This is a genomic window from Qipengyuania gaetbuli, from assembly GCF_009827315.1.
Lineage (GTDB): Bacteria > Pseudomonadota > Alphaproteobacteria > Sphingomonadales > Sphingomonadaceae > Qipengyuania > Qipengyuania gaetbuli.
On record NZ_WTYF01000004.1, the window covers coordinates 902,877 to 919,099 of the forward strand.

Genomic DNA, 16,223 nt, shown 5'->3' on the forward strand with positions numbered 1-16,223 from the left:
CTCTTGCCGCTGGCGCGCGCTTTCGCAAGTGCGAAGTGTTGTGGGCTGCCCGGAGGCAGGAAGGATGGGCGTAGTGCCCCTAGTCCTTCCCTGCCCCGAAGCTGCCGTCGATGCGGATGACTTCACCGGTACCCGACGGGTTGCCGCGTTCGGCGCGGAACGTCCCGCCTGCCTCGGCAGCGCCGGGTCCGTAGAAGGCACCGTTCATCCGCCGCAGCCAGTCGCCCTGCTGTTCCTGCCCGGCGAAGGTCGAGCCGGTGATGAGGCCGCCAAGGGTGAAGCCTTCGAAGATCCGGTTCATCGGCGCACCGCTGCCGTTCTCCTGCAGGGAGAGGTTGCCGTTGAAATCGGCGAAATTGGCGGTGATCGATCCTCGTCCGAAGTCGGCGTTCAACCCGACGGTGCCGTAGTAAAGGTATATCAGGTTGCCGCCGGTCGTCGTATCGCGATCGACCTGGATGTAACCCATCGTCGCGCCGGTATAGGACGCCGTGCCGGTGGTCGGCATGTCCCTCGTCGGCAGGCCGGTAGAGAATACGTTGTAGTCCCACCCTGCGCTGCCGGAGACCGCACGCGAGGTGAAGAACACCCGGCCGAAATTCGAATAGGTCAGTGCCACCAGCGGGTTGGTGCCCTGTGCGTTGTTCACCTGGCTCACCCAATCGCGGAAGGTGCCGGTGGAATCCTGCAAGGTCTGCGAATAGTTGAAGAATCTGTCGGCTTCGTTGTTGCGCGAATCCGCGGTCGTATCGTCCAGCGTTACGTCCGGGAAGTTTGCGAAGCTGAGGATATAACCCTTGGTCGCGGGATCGTAGACGATGCCTGTGATCGCCCCGACATCCGATGTCTTGGAATCGTCCACCGCGGTAAGCGATGTGCGCGTCGTCAGGCTGGCGATGGAGCCTGCCGGCGGCGGGATCTTGGCCGGGTCGAGCACGCCCTTGAACGTGCCGATCGCCATGCCGTCGGCATCGCGGGTCGCAGTGAAGCTGCCGCCCAGCTCGCGTGCGCCGGGGCCGAAGAACTGGCCCTTGCCGCTGCCGGTATAGTCGCCGATCCCGGTCATCGTGACCGTCCCGTTGAACTCGTTGCGGCCGGCAGCGATCTGGCCGTCCCAGATCCAGTTGCCCGTCGCGGTTTCGGAGAAGATGCCCGAGGCGGTCGCCCATTCGGCGTAATTGATGGGAACGTTGGCCGTCAGCTTGCCGGTGCCGAATTCCACCAGCAGTTCGCCGGTGCCGGAAATCACCATCGGGTTGCGATAGGCATTGTCGGCCGCCTGCCCGTCCACGCGCACGAGGTAGCTCGCGGTGCCGGTGGTCGGGATGTCGTTGAAGACGGTCGGGAAACCGAAGATGAAGGCGTTCAGGCGGAAATTGTCACCTTCGCGTACCAGCAGGTAATTCGACGCGACATAGTTGAACGCATTGCCCAGGATCTGGTTTTCCGTGGCCGACCGGCTGAATTCGACCTGCTTGGTCGCTCCGAGGTTGATGAACTGCGCGATGTTCGCATCATAGGTCTCGGCCAGACCGTCGCCCCGGTAGATGTAGCGGTTCGTGTCGGCATCGTAGCGGATCGTGAACGGACCGTTCGTGACCGCGATGTCGCGGAAGTCACCCCTCTCGAAATTCGAGCCGAGCTGGTTGTCGAACTTGAACGTCATGACCGCTTCGGTGGTCGAGAACGTCTCGCTCTTGGTCAGCGGCGTGGCGAAGGTGCCGTTGCTGGTGTCGGCTGCGCCGCGGCGGCCCATGATGGTGCCCGTCGCTACACGTCCGGTCGAATCGCTGGCGGACCAGGACGCGCCGATTTCCTCGCCTGCCGGACCAAACAGCTTGCCCTGCAATGTTCCGTTGAAATGCTGGAACTGGGTGAAGACGAAATCGCCCGAGAAGCTGTTGGCGGAAGAGGACAGGGTGGCATTGCTGGAGAAGTCGATCGTCTCGATCGACCTGCCATCAGCGATCAGGTCCATCTTGCCGATGATGATGATGTTGCCGGACCCGAAATCGACCGAGGCCGTGCCCCCGCCGGCAAGGCCGCGGATGGCGCTGAAATCGGTCATCGCCCCGATCAGGTCGATGTCGTAATTGGCCGAGCCGGTGCGCGGCACGTCCGCGTCCTTGGTCGGGATGCCGTATACGAAGGCATCGATCGAGCCCGAAGCGGTGGTGGTGCCGATATCGGTGCGCTGCCAGAAGGCGCTGCCGACATAGCGGTAAGTGAGCGGGCCCGAAGTGCCCGGCCGCGTCAGCGTGAGCGAGTCGGTCCGGTCGCCTGACCGCTTGATGTAGACCACCGCTCCGGCGCTTGACTGCGCGGTGTCGATATCGCTCGGCGAGAAGGTGATCGTGCCGGTCGGCGTGACGAGCGAATAGCTGCTCGTCGTCTCGTTGAAGGCGATGGTGGCCGTGGTCCCGGTCGTCGCCGTGCCGGTGGTGCCGCTCGCGTTGAAATTGGCAGCGATACGCGACGAAACGCCCTGGAACGTCTCCGACTTCAGCGGCCCGAGAAGGTCCGCATTCGCAGTGGTGGGCGGCGGAGTGGGCGTCGGCGTGGGCGTGGGCGTGGGAGTAGGTGTCGGCGTAGGCGTCGGAGTGGGGGTCGGCGACGGTGTAGGCGTCGGCGACGGTGTAGGCGTAGGTGTCGGGGTGGGTGTCGGCGAAGGCGACGGCGTCCCGGTCGGCGGAGGCGTGCTACGCGGCGGGCTCGACCCTCCACCGCAAGCTGCAAGAGACATGGCAAGCGCAAGGGCGGAGGCCGAAGAGGCCTTCGCAACAACAGTCGACTTCATGATTTGGTTATGCCCCCAAGACGCCGAAGCGTGACCCTAAAACGCCGCAGCGACTCCGATCTCTCCGGCAAGACGATTGTATTTATATATACCGACGGTTGAAAGATTTTTTTCGTATTCGACCTTAACGACCGGCGCGAAGTTCCCGAGGCGCAAAGTCCTCAGCGTTCCGGACAAAGCAACCGAGAAGCGGTCGTCTACGCGCCGCTCGGGAAACAGCAGTAGTCGCCGGTCCGCCTCGAGGTGCGAATAGCCCAGATCGAGCACGGCGGTGACCGAGCCGAATTCGCGGTAGAGGTATCCGTCGATACCGCCCGTGACATTGGCATATCCCGGATCGCGCGCGCCGGTACGCACCGCCATCAGGTTCGCGCCCAGCCCGCTGCGCGCATCGAGCGCGAGGTCCACACCGCTCCGCAGCGCCAGCCGCGTGCCGTCCTGCAGATCGTTGCGGCGGTTGTCATTGTCCGTGACCGTGGCGGAAACGCGCAGCTGCGCGGTGTCTGAAACCGGCAGACGGTAATCGGCGGTCGCCCCGACAGTCAGCGAATAGCTTTCCTGCCCGAACCAGCGGTGCGACGCGGTGGCGGCCACATCCAGCGTTCCGCCCCACAGCCGGTATTGCGGTCCTGCCTGCAGGGCGACGATGTAATCGTCGAACTGGCTTTCCCTGTAGACATCGCCGCTCGCCGACAGGCGCAGCAGCAGGTCGGACCGCCTGTCGATCCCGACCTTGCCGAACAGCTGCCCCTGCAGCGACAGGCCGACGCCGGAGGTTTCCTGCGCATCCTCGTCGAGAGTGAAATCGCCCAGGATCGTATCGAGCGTGTCGGAACGCGTGGCGCGGTTGATATTGCTGTCGGGCGCCAGCGCGACACGGAAGCTGGCGCCGAACGGTCGCTGCGCGGTGAGCGCCTGCGCATAGAAGCGCACCATCTGCTCTACCTCGGGCGGCAGGCCGGCTGCCTGCGCCGCACGCAATTCGCGGCTCGCTTCGCCAAGGTTGCCCATCATGGCCTGCATCCGCGCCAGTTCGATGCGGACGCGTGCATTGCCGGGTTCTTCGTCGAGGATCTGGCGGAACAGGACGGCGGCATCCGCATAGCGCTGCTGCAGGTCCGCGCGCAGCATGGCGAGGCGGAACAGCGCTTCGCGTTTCAGCGGGCCTTCCTCATTCTCCGCCAGTGCCTCGTAGGCCTGCGCGGCAAGGTCCAGTTCGCCGCGATCGCGCGCGGCGTCGGCCACGGCGAAGAGTTCGGCATTGGTCAGCTCGACGCTTTGCGCACCGGCGACGGCGTCTTGTGCGTGCAAGGGCGCACCGACAAGGCAGGACAGGACCGGACCAAGAAGAAAGACGCGACGCACGCGCTGCAATTAGCGGGGCGCGTGGCTATCACCGAACATATTCGTTTATCCTGCACATAATCGGCGGGATTGATGCAGTTTTACATCAACCAGACCCGCCTTTGAGAAAGGCTTCGCGTGGTAATATTTGATGCAGGCATCTCACCGACCGAAGTACCGGGCTCTCGCAGGATGGGAAAAATCGCACAGGGTCTTGCTGCTAAAACGGCCAAAGGCGTGCAACGCACTGCCGCGCGGAGGAATTCGGTCAAAGTCCGTGCACTGGCCATCTGGTGAGAGAAAGCCCACGGCTCGGTGTAGGACAGGGTCTGCTATCGCATGAGCGGAGCGAATTGCGGACATTCCGCTAGCGACCCGATTGCAGACGTTCGTGGAACCGTTAGTCTAACGCGATGTCGCGCCAATTTTTTCTCACGATTGCATTGATATTTGTGAGTGCCTGTTCCGACGCTGGAGCAGAGCAAGGCGTTTCGCGAGATCACGAGAAAATAGTCCGCGCCGTTCTGATCGCACAGCCCGATGTAGCGACGCAGCACCGCGAGTTCGTTGCTGAATATCCCGACGAAGCCAGCTGGCTGGATAGGTTTCTCGATTATCGGCTTTGCGTTGCTCGTGAGACCGCAGGCACCGACGATGATTTTGAACGCACCGAATGGAAAGCGGGCGAGCCGCCACCTGATTTCGCGATCTACAGCGATCGTTGGGAGGAGTCGCACTCGCGCCAAAACATCCCTGGCGACGTGCTACCCGAACATCTTCGTTGGGACGCAACTCTATCCTTTTGCCCAAGTGGCGTGCTGCGCATTGGCAATCCCATCATTCAGGGCGACAGATCCGTCGTCTACGTTGAAAACTCATCCAGCGTCCATGGCTGGGCGGGGGAAATCGAGTTGATCAGAGATGGTGACGAATGGATCGTCCAAGAAGAACGGAATTGGTGGCAGACATAGTCACATCATATGTCCGCTAACCACCCAAAACCAGATATTCGTGCGCCGATGTGTTTCCACTGAATCCTGCCGTCCGGCGGCAGTCCCTCAGCTCAGCCGGTCGCGGAAGGTCTCGTAGCCGAACTCCTTCACCAGCTCGAGCTGGTCGGTGTCGCTGTCCCACAGCCAGATACTGGGCAGCTGCACGCCATTGAAGGTGTTGGTCTTGACCATCGAATAATGCGCCTGGTCGAGGAAGGCGAAGCGCTTGCCGATCTCCGCGCCGCCCGGGATGCGGTAGTCGCCGATCACGTCGCCTGCGAGGCACGAAGGGCCGCCGATGCGCACTTCGGGCGTCTCTTGGTCGGTCGCCTCGCCAAGCATGGCCGGGCGATAGGGCGCCTCGATCACGTCGGGCATGTGGCAGGTGGCGGAAATGTCCGCCACCGCGACCGGCAGGCCGTTGTATCCGGTGTCGAGGATCGTGCCGACGAGGATGCCGGCATCCAGCGCCACCGCCTCGCCCGGTTCTAAATAGATTTCCGCGCCCGTGTCTTCCTTGGCGTCACGCAGGAACTCGACGAGTTCCTCGCGCTGGTAGTCGGCGCGTGTGATGTGGTGGCCGCCGCCCATGTTGATCCACTTGAGCTGCCCGAACCACGGCTCGATCGCGTCGAACACCTTGTCCCAGGTCTCATGCAGCGGCTCGAAATCCTGTTCGCACAGATTGTGAAAGTGGATGCCGTCGACATGCTCCATGATCTCGGGCGTCAGCTGGTCGATCGGAAAGCCGAGCCGGCTGCCGGGGCTGGAGGGATCGTAGCGCGGCACTTCGCCGGTGGGATGCTGCGGATTGATGCGCAAGCCCACGTCGAAGCTCTGCCCCGCCGCGCGCGCCGCTTCGAGGATCAGCGAGGCGCGTTCGAGCTGGCCGGGGGAATTGAAGATGACGTGGTCGGACAGGCGGCAGACCTCTTCCAGTTCCTCCGGCTTGTAGGCGGCGGAATAGGTGGCGATCTCGCCGTCGTAGAATTCGCTAGCTAGCCGCGCTTCCCACAGGCCCGAGGTGCACACGCCGTCGAGATACTCGCCGATGATGGGCGCGGTGGCCCACATGGAGAATGCCTTCAGCGCGGCGAGCACCTTGATGTCGGCGGCATCGCGGATGTCGGCGAGCACCTGGCAATTGGCGCGCAGCTTGGCCGCATCCACCACGAATGCGGGGCTGTCCACGCGGGAGAGGTCGAAATGGGCAAGGGCCCCCGGATCGCCGGCTTTGGTTTCCATGGGGCGCGACTTAGGGTGCGCAGGGGCCGAGGGGAAGAGGCTAGTCGCTCGCTCCGCCCGCAGGCGCATCCACACCGAAACGGATCACGCGGTTGCCGTAAACGTCGATCATGTAGGCGCGCCCCGCACTGTCGAGCGCGATGTCGTGGCCGAGGCTCGCACCCTCGCCCTCCAGCGCGAGGTCGAAGCTGCGCTCCACCGTGCCGTCGGGCCGGTAGACGCGGACCATGGCGCCGGTGCGGTCGAGCATGTCGCGCCCTTCCACCGCCAGCACCCAGCCCCCGCCGAGCGGTTTGACGCTGTAGGTATGGCCGCGCTCCAGCCCGCGCCACTGGCCGAGCGGTTCGCCTTCGGTCGAGAAGACGGAAATCCGCGCATTCTCGCGATCCGCGACATAGACCAGCTCGCCATCGGTGGAGACCGCGTGGGGCAGGTCGAGTTCGCCCGCATCCTCTCCCGGACCGCCCCATTCGCCGAGGTACTTGCCCTCGCGGTCGAACAGCGCGAGGCGGGTGTTCACATAACCGTCTGCGACAAGCACCCTGTCACCGAGGAAAGCGATGTCGGCGGGCCGTCCGAAGTGATTGCCATCCTCCCCGCTTTCGCCGCGCACGCCCATGACCAGCTCTTCCTCGCCGTCGTGCGAGAAGCGCAGCACCTGCTCGCGCGCGACATCGGTGATCCAGATGTCATCCTCTGCATCCACCGACAGGCCGTGCGGCATGATGAACTGCCCCGCGCCCCAGCGCGCCAGCAACTGCCCGTCCTGCGAGAACATGAAGACCGCGTCCTCGGCGATCGGCTCGGTGGTGAAAGGTTCTTCCCATTCGCGGCCCGCGCGGTGGAGGACGAAGACATGGCCGTGGCTGTCGATATCGACCGCGCTCGGCTGGCCGAACACCACATCGGCCGGAACCACCGGCCAGTCGGCATCCACCTCGGCCCGCGGCGCTTCCTCGCGCGGGGCGCTGCTGCAGGACGCCAGCAACGCGGCGCCGATGATAACGTGAAATCCCCTCATGGGAGGGGAGGATTACGCGCCTGCCGCCCTGCCGCAAGCCCGAACACGAAGAAGGGCGGGAACGGCCTTCGCCGCCCCGCCCCCTTTTGCCCTGGCGAAAAGGATTACTTCTCTTCGTCCGCCCGGTAGACCAGCGCCCGCACGGCTCCCTCGTAGGAGAAACCGCGCGACATCATCGCCTCGTGCCCGCTGCGCCAGTTGGACGCACCGAAACCGGTGTAGATGGTGGTGACCGACGTACCGGCCACGATGGTGTCGTGGCTCTGCCCGATGGGTTCGGGATCGACCGTCACTAGCGCGTAACGCTCGTTCTCCTGCGGCACGAACTGTACCGACAGGAGGCCCGGACGGAACATGTACTGGTCGCGCGTGAAGGCACGGGTTTCCGCGCCTTCGGCATCGAGCAGCACCACCCGCGGCGAGAGCACGCGGGCCAGTTCCAGCCCCGCACCCAGTTCCACCATCTTGGTCCTGCCGTCATCCGGCAGGGCAAAGACCATATAGGGCGCGGAAACGCCGTTGCGTTCGAGGCACGGACCCGACGCGGAGAGCTGGCTGTCAAGCACCCAGATCTTCTTGTCCTTGTCCGGCGTCAGGCTGACTGCCGTCACCGTTTCCGGCGTAGTCACGCAGTCCGCCCGGTCGAACGACAGCGTTGCCGGATAGCTCGGCACCGTGGTCGCACAGCCGGCCAGCATGGCCGAAGCTGCTGCAAGAAGAAGCAGTTTGGTCCGCATCGCGGCCTCCCTTACTTCATTAGGCGGACAGCGGCGTCTGCAACCTGCTTGAGCGCATCGTCGATACCTTCGGCGAGACGTTCGGGCTGCGAGATCATGTCCTCGCGGTTCTGGAACACGAATTCCGGGTTCGGCGCGAGCGTGACGATGCCTGCCTGCGCGTCGACCGGATTGTAGACGATGCGGTTTTCCATCAGCGTCTTGCCGGTCGCTGCATCGATCATCTTCACGTCGGCCGCGACGGTCGGACGCCACAGCTGGTTACCGGCGTTGACATAGCCGTAGCCGGTCACGTTGAAGTCGATCAGAGCCTGCGTACCGGCGGGTGCCGCCGGATATTTTTCAAGGAAAGCGCGCTTTTCGCGGTCCGGACCCTGGAGCATCGCGCCCTTGATGCCGGCATCGGCAAGCGCGCCGATCAGGTGGGCTTCGAAAGTGGCTTCGGGCGTGTGGTTCACGCTGGCGAGCGCTTCGTTCACGCGGTCCTTGCGCGAATCCTGCACACCGGCGTCAATCAGCGCACCGAGCAGGCCGAAGTTGCCCATGGTGGAGGCCGCTTCGTAAGCGATCGCTTCATCGGGAAGCGTGTCGTCGACGATACCGACCGAAGTCACCGGAACGGCGGGCGCAGTGTAGGGCGTGCCGACATAGGGCGACGCGCAGGCGCCAAGGCTCAGCAGCCCGAGGGCTGCAATCGATTCTTTCATGGAAATACGTACCCCTCTAGACCGGGCGAATTATTCCGTCCCGGTGTCCCTGTTAGACGCGCGCAGGTATATATATTCGCCAAATCCGGTCAATCGTATTCACGCGAGTATTCGGGGCAGAAAAAAGCCGGCGTGACCGCAAGGATACGCCGGCTTTAACTTGGGTTAAGTTCCGGAAATACGGATAGGGCTAGAAATCGACCGGTCCGTCCAGTTCCTTTACCTGCCACGGCAGACCATGGGCGTTGAGCATGTCCATGAACGGATCGGGGTCCATTTCTTCCATGTTGAACACGCCGTCGCCGGCCCACTTGCCGGTGACCATCATGGCCGAACCGATCATGGCGGGTACACCGGTTGTATAGGACACCGCCTGGTTGCCGGTTTCCTCGTAAGCCGCTTCGTGGCTGCAGATATTGTTGATGTAGAAGGTCTTCTCGCCCGATCCGTCGAGCGCCTCGCCGGTGGCGATGACACCGATATTGGTGTTGCCCTTGGTCGTTTCGCCCAGCGTTTCGGGCTTGGGCAGGACGGCGGCAAGGAACTGCAGCGGGATGATTTCCTTGCCCTTGTACTTGATCGGATCGATCCGAGTCATGCCGACGTTCTGCAGCACGGTCAGGTGCTTGATGTATTCATCGCCGAAGGTCATCCAGAAGCGCGCGCGCTCCATCTCCGGATTGAACTTGGCGAGGCTTTCCAGCTCCTCGTGATACATCATGTACATGTTCTTCGGCCCGACGCCTTCGAAGTCGAATTCGACCTTCTTCGCCATCGCCGGGGTTTCGACGAAATCACCGTTTTCCCAGTGACGCGCGGGCGCGGTCACTTCGCGGATGTTGATTTCGGGATTGAAGTTGGTGGCAAAGGCCTGGCCGTGGTCGCCGCCGTTGCAGTCAAGGATGTCGAGCTGGCGGATGGTCTTCAGCTTGTGCTTCTTCAGCCACATGGTGAAAACGGATGTGACACCCGGATCGAAGCCCGAACCCAGCAACGCCATCAGTCCAGCTTCCTTGAAGCGGTCGTGATAGGCCCACTGCCAGTGGTATTCGAACTTGGCCTCGTCCTTGGGCTCGTAGTTCGCCGTGTCGAGATAGGACACACCCGCCTCGAGACAGGCGTCCATGATCGGCAGGTCCTGGTACGGCAGCGCGAGGTTCACGACGAGGCTGGGCTGCACCTTGCGGATCAGGTTCACCATTGCCGGCACTTCCTCGGCATCGATCTCGTAGGTCGCCACGTCGACGCCCGTGCGGTCCTTCACCGAGGCGGCGATCGCATCGCACTTGCTCTTGGTGCGGCTGGCCAGGTGGATATCGGTGAAGATATCCTTGTTCATCGCCATCTTGTGAACGCAGACCGAGCTTACGCCGCCTGCCCCGATGACCAGTACTGTCGACATGATGGAAACCTCTTGGATGAATTCGATTCTCGCGCGCCCTCTAACGCAATGCCCGTGATGCGCCAAACGATCCGCGAAACCTGTTTCCTACCGCGTGCGGCGCAGCGATAGTCGCGCCATGGTGAAACCGCGAAATCCTGCCCCGCCCGCGATGATGCACCGCTTTGCGCAGGCACCCGCTTTTCTTCTCCAGGACCGTGTTCCATGTGTTCCATCCTGTATGCCACGCCGAGGGAGTATCCGACTTTGACCGAGCAGCGCGAACCGACCCGTGAAGGCGTGCTGGCAGCCGCCCAATCCATCGCCGCGATCCTGCCGCCGGCGCCGCTGCTGCCGGTCGAGATCGGGGGCGTCATGGCCCATGTGAAAGCAGAGAGCCTGCAACCCGTCGGCGCCTTCAAGATCAGGGGCGGCTGGTGGCGCCTGTCCAACCTTACCGAGGAAGAGCGGGAGCGCGGCGTGGTCGCCGTGTCGTCCGGCAACCATGCGCAGGGCGTTGCCTGGGCGGCGCGTCGGCTGGGGATTTCCGCGACCATCGTGATGCCGCGCAATGCGCCCAAGGTGAAACTGGAAGCGACCCGCGCGCTGGGGGCCGAAGTTGTGCTCTACGAACGCCCCGGCGAAGACCGCGATGAAGTAGCCGCCAAGCTCGTGGCGGAACGCGGCAGCGTGCTGGTGCACGCTTTTGGCGATCCGTGGGTGATCGAGGGACAGGGCAGCGCAGGCGTGGAAATCGAGACGCAGCTCGGCCATGCGCCTTCGCGTTTGGTCGTGTGCTGCGGCGGCGGGGGGCTTGCAGCGGGGCTCGCCCTCGCCTGCCCGGACAGCGCGATCCACGTGGTCGAGCCGGAAGGCTGGGACATGGTCGGCCGCTCGCTGGCAGCAGGAGAGATCGTGCGGGCGGGGCCGAACCCGCCCTCCACCATCTGCGATGCGCTGCAGCCCGATGCGACGAAGACGATCAACCTAGCCGTGCTGCAAGGACGCGCAGAGCCCGGCGTTGCCGTCACCGACAAGGAAGTGCGCGCAGCCCAGCGCTTCGCCTTTGCAAAGCTCAACCTCGTGGTCGAACCGGGCGGCGCGGCAGCGCTGGCAGCAGCGCTGTCGGGCAAAGTGCCGGTGGATGAGGACACGGTCATCATGGTGACGGGCGGCAATACCGATGCCGCCAGCTTTGCCGCCACTATAGGTGGCGATTGACAACCGGCAGCAGGCAAAGCACCTCTGGCGGCCTTACAGGGAGGGAGTTTCACTGATGCAGGCTCAAATGCTCGCACCGGCTGCGGTGCTCGTCGTATGGTCGCTGGCAATGCTGTTCTGGACGGCGTTTACGCGCTTTCCCGCCATGAAGAAGAGCGGGATGGACCTCGCCAACGCCAAGCCGGGCGGTCGCGGACAGGACCTCGAAGGCGTCGTTCCGGACAAGGTCCAGTGGAAATCGCACAACTACGCCCACCTGATGGAACAGCCGACACTGTTCTACGCGGTGACCATGATCATCGCGCTGATGGGAGCCGCCGCCGGTGACGTGACTGCGGCATGGATCTACGTGGGCCTCAGGGTCATCCACTCGATCTGGCAGGCAACCGTCAACGTGGTGTCGGTGCGCTTCATGCTGTTCATCGCATCGACGCTGGCGCTGCTCTACCTCGCCTATCGCGCGCTCGTGCTCACCCTCTTCGCCTGATCGGGAGAAGCATGATGGATATCGCCCATTCGCCCATCCTCCAGCCCGTCGTGATCCTGCTTGCCTGGACCATGGTGATGTGGATCTGGATGTACGCCACCCGCATTCCGGCGATGAGCCGCAATCCCAAGCTCGACCCGGCGAACATGGTTGGCTCCACCGGTGCAGGATTGCGCGCCGAACTGCCGGACAAGGTCAATTGGAAGGCCGACAACTACAACCACCTGCACGAGGCGCCCACCGTGTTCTACGCGGTCGCGCTGGTGCTGGCGATTACCGGCTGGGGCGACGGGATGAACGCACTGCTGGCGTGGATTTACGTCGGGCTGCGCATCATCCACTCGCTCGTCCAGGCGACGAGCAACAGGGTGCTGGTGCGCTTCGTGCTGTTCGCCCTGTCGAGCGTGGTGCTGATGGCGCTGATCTTCCACGCCGCCATCGTCACCTTCGACATCCACTTCTGACGCCGGAAAGCGGGGCGGCGGGGCTTACTCCGCCGCTTCGCGCTCCGCGACTTCCAGCGTGGCGAGGAAGCGTTCCGCATCGAGCGCCGCCATGCAGCCCGTTCCGGCTGCAGTTACTGCCTGGCGATAGGTGTGATCCATTACGTCGCCAGCTGCGAAGACGCCGGGGATCGAGGTCTTGGGCGTGCCCGGCTCGACGACAAGGTAGCCACTATCGTCCATCGGCAGCTTGCCCTTGAACAGTTCGGTCGCCGGCGCATGGCCGATGGCGACAAAGGCCCCGTCACAGGAGAAGTTGCTGTCCTCGCCCGTCACCGTATCGCGGAGCCGCAGGTACGACAGAGCGCCGTTCTCGCCTGCTTCGAAGCTCTCGACCGTCTTGTTCCACAGGACCGAGATTTTGGGGTGGTTGAGCAAGCGGTCCTGCAGGATCTTCTCCGCCCGCAGCTCGTCGCGGCGGTGGATCAGCGTAACGTCGTCGGAATGGTTCGTAAGGTAGAGCGCTTCCTCGACCGCGGTGTTGCCGCCGCCAATCACCGCAACCTTCTTGCCGCGGTAGAAGAACCCGTCGCAAGTCGCACAGGCCGATACGCCCTTGCCGCCCAGTTCCATCTCGCCCGGCACGCCGAGCCACTTGGCCTGGGCCCCCGTGGCGATGACGAGCACGTCGCCGATGTATTCGTCGCCGCTGTCACCGATCGCGCGGAAGGGCGAACCGTTGGCAAGGTCCACTTCGACGATCGTATCCCACATCATGCGCGTGCCGACATGCTCGGCCTGCGCCTTCATCTCTTCCATGAGCCAGGGGCCCTGGATGACGTCGCGGAAGCCGGGGTAGTTCTCGACATCGGTGGTGATCGTCAGCTGGCCGCCGGGCTGGAGACCCTGCACCACGATCGGCTCCATCATCGCGCGCGCGCCGTAGATGGCGGCAGAATAGCCGGCAGGGCCGGAGCCGATGATGAGCATCTTGGTGCGGTGGGTAGCCATGGTTCAGTCTCTGGTTGGTCTGGGTAGAAATCGAAGGCGCTATATGGGGAGTGATGGCCCCGGAGTCACGCCAGGTACGCGATGCGGAGGCGTTCACGCACAGGCTCATCCACACCTAAGACGCCGGTGATGAAGGCATCGAGCGAGCCGTGATCCGCTTCGACCTCTCGCCAGAAGGTGTGAAGGTAGTCCTCATGCACCCCGAGCAGCGCCCTGACCGCGGCATCGTCGAGCTTACGGCCGAGCCTTTCCTCGATGCCTGGCACGGATTGGGCGGCAAGCACCTCCATGCTGGGTGCCTCGTTAGTGCGCAGGAATTCGGCCATCTGCCGGTCCCTGTCGACACCCAGGATATGCAGGAGAAGCATGGCGGCGACGCCCGTACGATCCTTGCCCGCGAAGCAATGCACAAGGCTTGCCCCTTCCCGTTCTGCAAGGACGCGCAAATAGCGGCCGAACATGTCGATCATGGCCGGGTTGCGCGGCATGCGCGTGTAGACTGCCATCATCCGCTGGCGGGCGAATTCGGCCGTGGTCGTGTGTTCGTCGACATCCATGTGCGGCGGGCTCGAGCTGGTTTCGCCCTCGTAAAACACGACCTCGCCGTCAAAGCCTTCCACCCGGCGGCAGGGATGGCGGTCACGCTCGCTCTCGCCGCGAAGGTCGATGACGGTGCGGATATGGAGTTCTGCGATCGCCCGCAGGTCGCCATCGCTCGCATCCACGTGCTGGCCCGAACGCCACAGCAGGCCGGTCTTCACCCGCGCACCCTCGCCGGTCACCCACCCGCCGTAGTCGCGGAAGTTGTGAATGCCGTCGGTGCTGATGAAAGGATCGCGAATCATGCCGGCGGGTGTGGCAGGCGCAGGCCCGCCTCGCAATGCGGGCTAGTGGCAAACGCGTAAGCGCGCGGAAGGGATGATTTGGGGCTTGCAGGGTTATCGCGGCGGCGGACCGGGAACAGGGAAGCTGGAGAATTTTGAATGGCGCGCATCCTGATAGTAGACGACGATGAAATCGTGGCCGACATGGCGAGCAAGCTCTTGTTCGATGCAGGCCATGTCTGCGGCTGGGTTGCCGATGGTGAACGCGCGCTCGAAATCCTCAGGTGGCGCAGGCCCGACCTGCTGCTGCACGACCATGACATGCCGGGCCTTACCGGGGCACAGGTTCTGCGCTCGCTGCGCAGTTCGGTGGAGACCTACGACCTGCCCGTGATCATGTTTACCGGCCTGACCGGGGCGGAGGACGAACAGCACGCCTATTACAACGGTGCACAGGCCTTCATCCGCAAGCCCTTCAACGCGAAGATGCTGCTGCACGAGGTCAATCTCGTCCTCAAGGCGCGGGCCGAGCGGCCGCAACATCGCTCGCTCAGCGAACATCTCGAACAGGCAGCAGGTCGCTGGCGGGACTCGCCCGAAAAGCGGATAATGCTCTAGCGCGCGCCTGCTGCGTCGAGATCGCGCAGGAAGTCCTCCGTCCAGGACTGAACGTTGTCGTCGCGCACCGTGCCGATCAATTTCTCGTACCGCTCCCGGCGCTCCGCCAAGGGCATGTCCAGCGCGATGCGGATCGCGTGTGACAAATCATCCGGACTGTGCGGATTGACGAGGACGGCATCACCCAACTGCGCGGCCGCCCCGGCAAAACGCGACAGGATCAGGACGCCCGGATCTTTGGGATCCTGAGCGGCGAGATATTCCTTGGCCACCAAGTTCATCCCGTCACGTAGCGGGGTGACGAGTCCGATCTTCGATGCCCGAAAGAATCCGAACAGTTGCGCATGGCTGTAGCCGCGGTTCACGTAGCGCACCGGGACGAGGTCGACTTCGCTGCGAGCGCCGTTGATCTGGCCGGCCTTGCGTTCGAGCAGGGCGCGTATTTCCTTGTAGCTCTCGACGTCCTCGCGGCTGGGTGGCGCCACCTGTACGAAAACAAGATCGCGCACCCGGTCGGGATGGCGGTCGAAGAAGCGCGAGATTCCGTCGAGCCTTTCCGGTAGCCCCTTGGAATAATCCAGCCGGTCGACGCCGATCATGGCAGTGCGGTGGCGTGTCGAACTCATCAGGCGCTGCTGCGCCTGGCGCGCCTCACCCGTTTCACCAAGAGCGCTGAAGTGATCCCAGTCGATACCGATGGGATAGGCCCGCGCCACAGTCGTGCGGCCCTCGAGGGTCACCGCGCCGCTGTCGTCGTCGACCTCTGCCCCGAGCTCGGTGCGACAATAATGCAGGAAGCTTTCGAGCCATTCCTTGGTCTGGAAACCGAGCAGGTCGTAGTGCAGCATCGTGCGCACCAGCCGCTCGTGAAAGGGCAGAGACACGAACAGCCGGGTCGGCGGCCACGGAATATGAAGGAAGAAGCCGATCCGGTTCTTTAGGCCCCGCGCGCGCAGGCGCTCTCCGAGCGGGATGAGGTGGTAGTCGTGGATCCAGACCACATCCTCCGGCTCCACCAGCGGTTCCAGCATCTGCGCGAAGCGTTCGTTGACACGCTCGTATCCCTTGCCCGTCTCGCGTTCGTATTCGGCAAGGTCGAGGCGATAATGGAACAGCGGCCAGAGCGTCGAATTCGCATAGCCATTGTAGTATTCGTCGACATCGCGTTTCGACAGGTCGATCGTGGCGGTGGTGACCCCGTCAGTGGTCTGGGTGGAAATTTCGCCCGTCTGCTGTTCGACTTCCTGTCCGCTCCAGCCGAACCATACGCCGCTGCGCTTTTTCAGGGCAGCATTCAGAGCCCCAGCCAGACCACCTTGCGCCCCTGCCGCCCCGCGAGCCTTGGGGACAGCCACGCGGTTCGATACCACCACCAGGCGCGAAGTCTCCCTCAAG

Annotated in this window: 15 protein-coding genes; 5 read left to right on the plus strand and 10 right to left on the minus strand. The window is 63.6% G+C overall.

The window, feature by feature from the left end; all coding sequences use genetic code 11:
* Positions 1 to 79: 79 nt before the first annotated feature.
* The gene (locus tag GRI42_RS06795) at positions 80 to 2,797 is read right to left on the minus strand and encodes a transferrin-binding protein-like solute binding protein (protein WP_160607550.1); all 2,718 of its coding nucleotides are present in this window, start codon (positions 2,795 to 2,797) and stop codon (positions 80 to 82) included.
* A 36-nt stretch (positions 2,798 to 2,833) separates the two neighbouring features.
* Positions 2,834 to 4,108 carry a surface lipoprotein assembly modifier gene (locus GRI42_RS06800; RefSeq protein ID WP_234033887.1) on the minus strand — a complete coding sequence of 425 codons (1,275 nt, stop codon included), beginning with the start codon at positions 4,106 to 4,108 and terminating at the stop codon, positions 2,834 to 2,836.
* Between the two features lie 446 nt (positions 4,109 to 4,554).
* On the opposite strand from GRI42_RS06800, the gene GRI42_RS06805 reads away from it, so the two are divergent.
* Positions 4,555 to 5,112 (plus strand): hypothetical protein, encoded by a 558-nt coding sequence (locus tag GRI42_RS06805; RefSeq protein WP_160607551.1) that lies wholly within the window; start codon positions 4,555 to 4,557, stop codon positions 5,110 to 5,112.
* A gap of 87 nt (positions 5,113 to 5,199) precedes the next feature.
* Here GRI42_RS06805 and GRI42_RS06810 read toward each other — a convergent pair whose 3' ends face one another.
* The 5 genes from GRI42_RS06810 to GRI42_RS06830 form a co-directional block, all read right to left on the minus strand.
* Positions 5,200 to 6,378 (minus strand): carboxynorspermidine decarboxylase, encoded by a 1,179-nt coding sequence (locus GRI42_RS06810; protein ID WP_160607552.1) that lies wholly within the window; start codon positions 6,376 to 6,378, stop codon positions 5,200 to 5,202.
* A gap of 40 nt (positions 6,379 to 6,418) precedes the next feature.
* Positions 6,419 to 7,399, minus strand: a complete 981-nt coding sequence (locus tag GRI42_RS06815) for a peptidyl-alpha-hydroxyglycine alpha-amidating lyase family protein (protein WP_160607553.1) — start codon at positions 7,397 to 7,399, stop codon at positions 6,419 to 6,421.
* A 104-nt stretch (positions 7,400 to 7,503) separates the two neighbouring features.
* Complete coding sequence (locus GRI42_RS06820; protein WP_160607554.1) at positions 7,504 to 8,136, minus strand: hypothetical protein; 633 nt, start codon at positions 8,134 to 8,136, stop codon at positions 7,504 to 7,506.
* Positions 8,137 to 8,147: 11 nt separating this feature from the next.
* Positions 8,148 to 8,843 (minus strand): hypothetical protein, encoded by a 696-nt coding sequence (locus GRI42_RS06825; RefSeq protein ID WP_160607555.1) that lies wholly within the window; start codon positions 8,841 to 8,843, stop codon positions 8,148 to 8,150.
* 190 nt (positions 8,844 to 9,033) lie between these two features.
* Positions 9,034 to 10,245, minus strand: a complete 1,212-nt coding sequence (locus GRI42_RS06830; protein WP_160607556.1) for a saccharopine dehydrogenase family protein — start codon at positions 10,243 to 10,245, stop codon at positions 9,034 to 9,036.
* 204 nt (positions 10,246 to 10,449) lie between these two features.
* Between GRI42_RS06830 and GRI42_RS06835 the strand changes: the two genes are divergently transcribed.
* The 3 genes from GRI42_RS06835 to GRI42_RS06845 are packed head-to-tail and all read left to right on the plus strand — an operon-like array spanning position 10,450 to position 12,396.
* Positions 10,450 to 11,445, plus strand: a complete 996-nt coding sequence (locus GRI42_RS06835; protein WP_160607557.1) for a threonine ammonia-lyase — start codon at positions 10,450 to 10,452, stop codon at positions 11,443 to 11,445.
* Positions 11,446 to 11,500: 55 nt separating this feature from the next.
* The gene (locus GRI42_RS06840) at positions 11,501 to 11,932 is read left to right on the plus strand and encodes an MAPEG family protein (RefSeq protein ID WP_160607558.1); all 432 of its coding nucleotides are present in this window, start codon (positions 11,501 to 11,503) and stop codon (positions 11,930 to 11,932) included.
* 11 nt (positions 11,933 to 11,943) lie between these two features.
* Positions 11,944 to 12,396, plus strand: coding sequence for an MAPEG family protein (locus tag GRI42_RS06845; RefSeq protein ID WP_160607559.1), 453 nt, complete (start codon positions 11,944 to 11,946; stop codon positions 12,394 to 12,396).
* 24 nt (positions 12,397 to 12,420) lie between these two features.
* Here the strand turns inward: GRI42_RS06845 and trxB are convergent, their stop codons facing one another.
* Together trxB and GRI42_RS06855 are read right to left on the minus strand one after the other, a co-directional pair.
* Positions 12,421 to 13,386, minus strand: a complete 966-nt coding sequence (gene trxB, locus GRI42_RS06850) for a thioredoxin-disulfide reductase (RefSeq protein WP_160607560.1) — start codon at positions 13,384 to 13,386, stop codon at positions 12,421 to 12,423.
* Positions 13,387 to 13,451: 65 nt separating this feature from the next.
* Positions 13,452 to 14,231 (minus strand): tyrosine-protein phosphatase, encoded by a 780-nt coding sequence (locus tag GRI42_RS06855; protein ID WP_160607561.1) that lies wholly within the window; start codon positions 14,229 to 14,231, stop codon positions 13,452 to 13,454.
* A 138-nt stretch (positions 14,232 to 14,369) separates the two neighbouring features.
* On the opposite strand from GRI42_RS06855, the gene GRI42_RS06860 reads away from it, so the two are divergent.
* Entirely contained in the window at positions 14,370 to 14,828 is a 459-nt protein-coding gene (locus GRI42_RS06860; RefSeq protein WP_160607562.1) for a response regulator, read from the plus strand.
* Here the strand turns inward: GRI42_RS06860 and GRI42_RS06865 are convergent.
* A complete protein-coding gene (locus GRI42_RS06865; RefSeq protein WP_160607563.1) occupies positions 14,825 to 16,222 on the minus strand; it encodes an alpha,alpha-trehalose-phosphate synthase (UDP-forming) in 1,398 nt (465 codons plus the stop codon). The two genes, GRI42_RS06860 and GRI42_RS06865, sit on opposite strands and share 4 nt — an antisense overlap.
* Position 16,223 lies beyond the last annotated feature (1 nt).

What these genes read in the sequence shown, in the direction of transcription:
- GRI42_RS06830 (WP_160607556.1), bottom strand. Translation starts at nt 10,245, where the DNA reads ATGTCGACAGTACTGGTCATCGGGGCAGGCGGCGTAAGCTCGGTCTGC.
- GRI42_RS06860 (WP_160607562.1), top strand. Translation starts at nt 14,370, where the DNA reads ATGGCGCGCATCCTGATAGTAGACGACGATGAAATCGTGGCCGACATG.
- GRI42_RS06825 (WP_160607555.1), bottom strand. Translation starts at nt 8,843, where the DNA reads ATGAAAGAATCGATTGCAGCCCTCGGGCTGCTGAGCCTTGGCGCCTGC.
- GRI42_RS06820 (WP_160607554.1), bottom strand. Translation starts at nt 8,136, where the DNA reads ATGCGGACCAAACTGCTTCTTCTTGCAGCAGCTTCGGCCATGCTGGCC.
- GRI42_RS06840 (WP_160607558.1), top strand. Translation starts at nt 11,501, where the DNA reads ATGCAGGCTCAAATGCTCGCACCGGCTGCGGTGCTCGTCGTATGGTCG.
- GRI42_RS06795 (WP_160607550.1), bottom strand. Translation starts at nt 2,797, where the DNA reads ATGAAGTCGACTGTTGTTGCGAAGGCCTCTTCGGCCTCCGCCCTTGCG.
- GRI42_RS06810 (WP_160607552.1), bottom strand. Translation starts at nt 6,378, where the DNA reads ATGGAAACCAAAGCCGGCGATCCGGGGGCCCTTGCCCATTTCGACCTC.
- GRI42_RS06855 (WP_160607561.1), bottom strand. Translation starts at nt 14,231, where the DNA reads ATGATTCGCGATCCTTTCATCAGCACCGACGGCATTCACAACTTCCGC.
- GRI42_RS06835 (WP_160607557.1), top strand. Translation starts at nt 10,450, where the DNA reads ATGTGTTCCATCCTGTATGCCACGCCGAGGGAGTATCCGACTTTGACC.
- GRI42_RS06815 (WP_160607553.1), bottom strand. Translation starts at nt 7,399, where the DNA reads ATGAGGGGATTTCACGTTATCATCGGCGCCGCGTTGCTGGCGTCCTGC.
- GRI42_RS06805 (WP_160607551.1), top strand. Translation starts at nt 4,555, where the DNA reads ATGTCGCGCCAATTTTTTCTCACGATTGCATTGATATTTGTGAGTGCC.
- GRI42_RS06845 (WP_160607559.1), top strand. Translation starts at nt 11,944, where the DNA reads ATGATGGATATCGCCCATTCGCCCATCCTCCAGCCCGTCGTGATCCTG.
- trxB (WP_160607560.1), bottom strand. Translation starts at nt 13,386, where the DNA reads ATGGCTACCCACCGCACCAAGATGCTCATCATCGGCTCCGGCCCTGCC.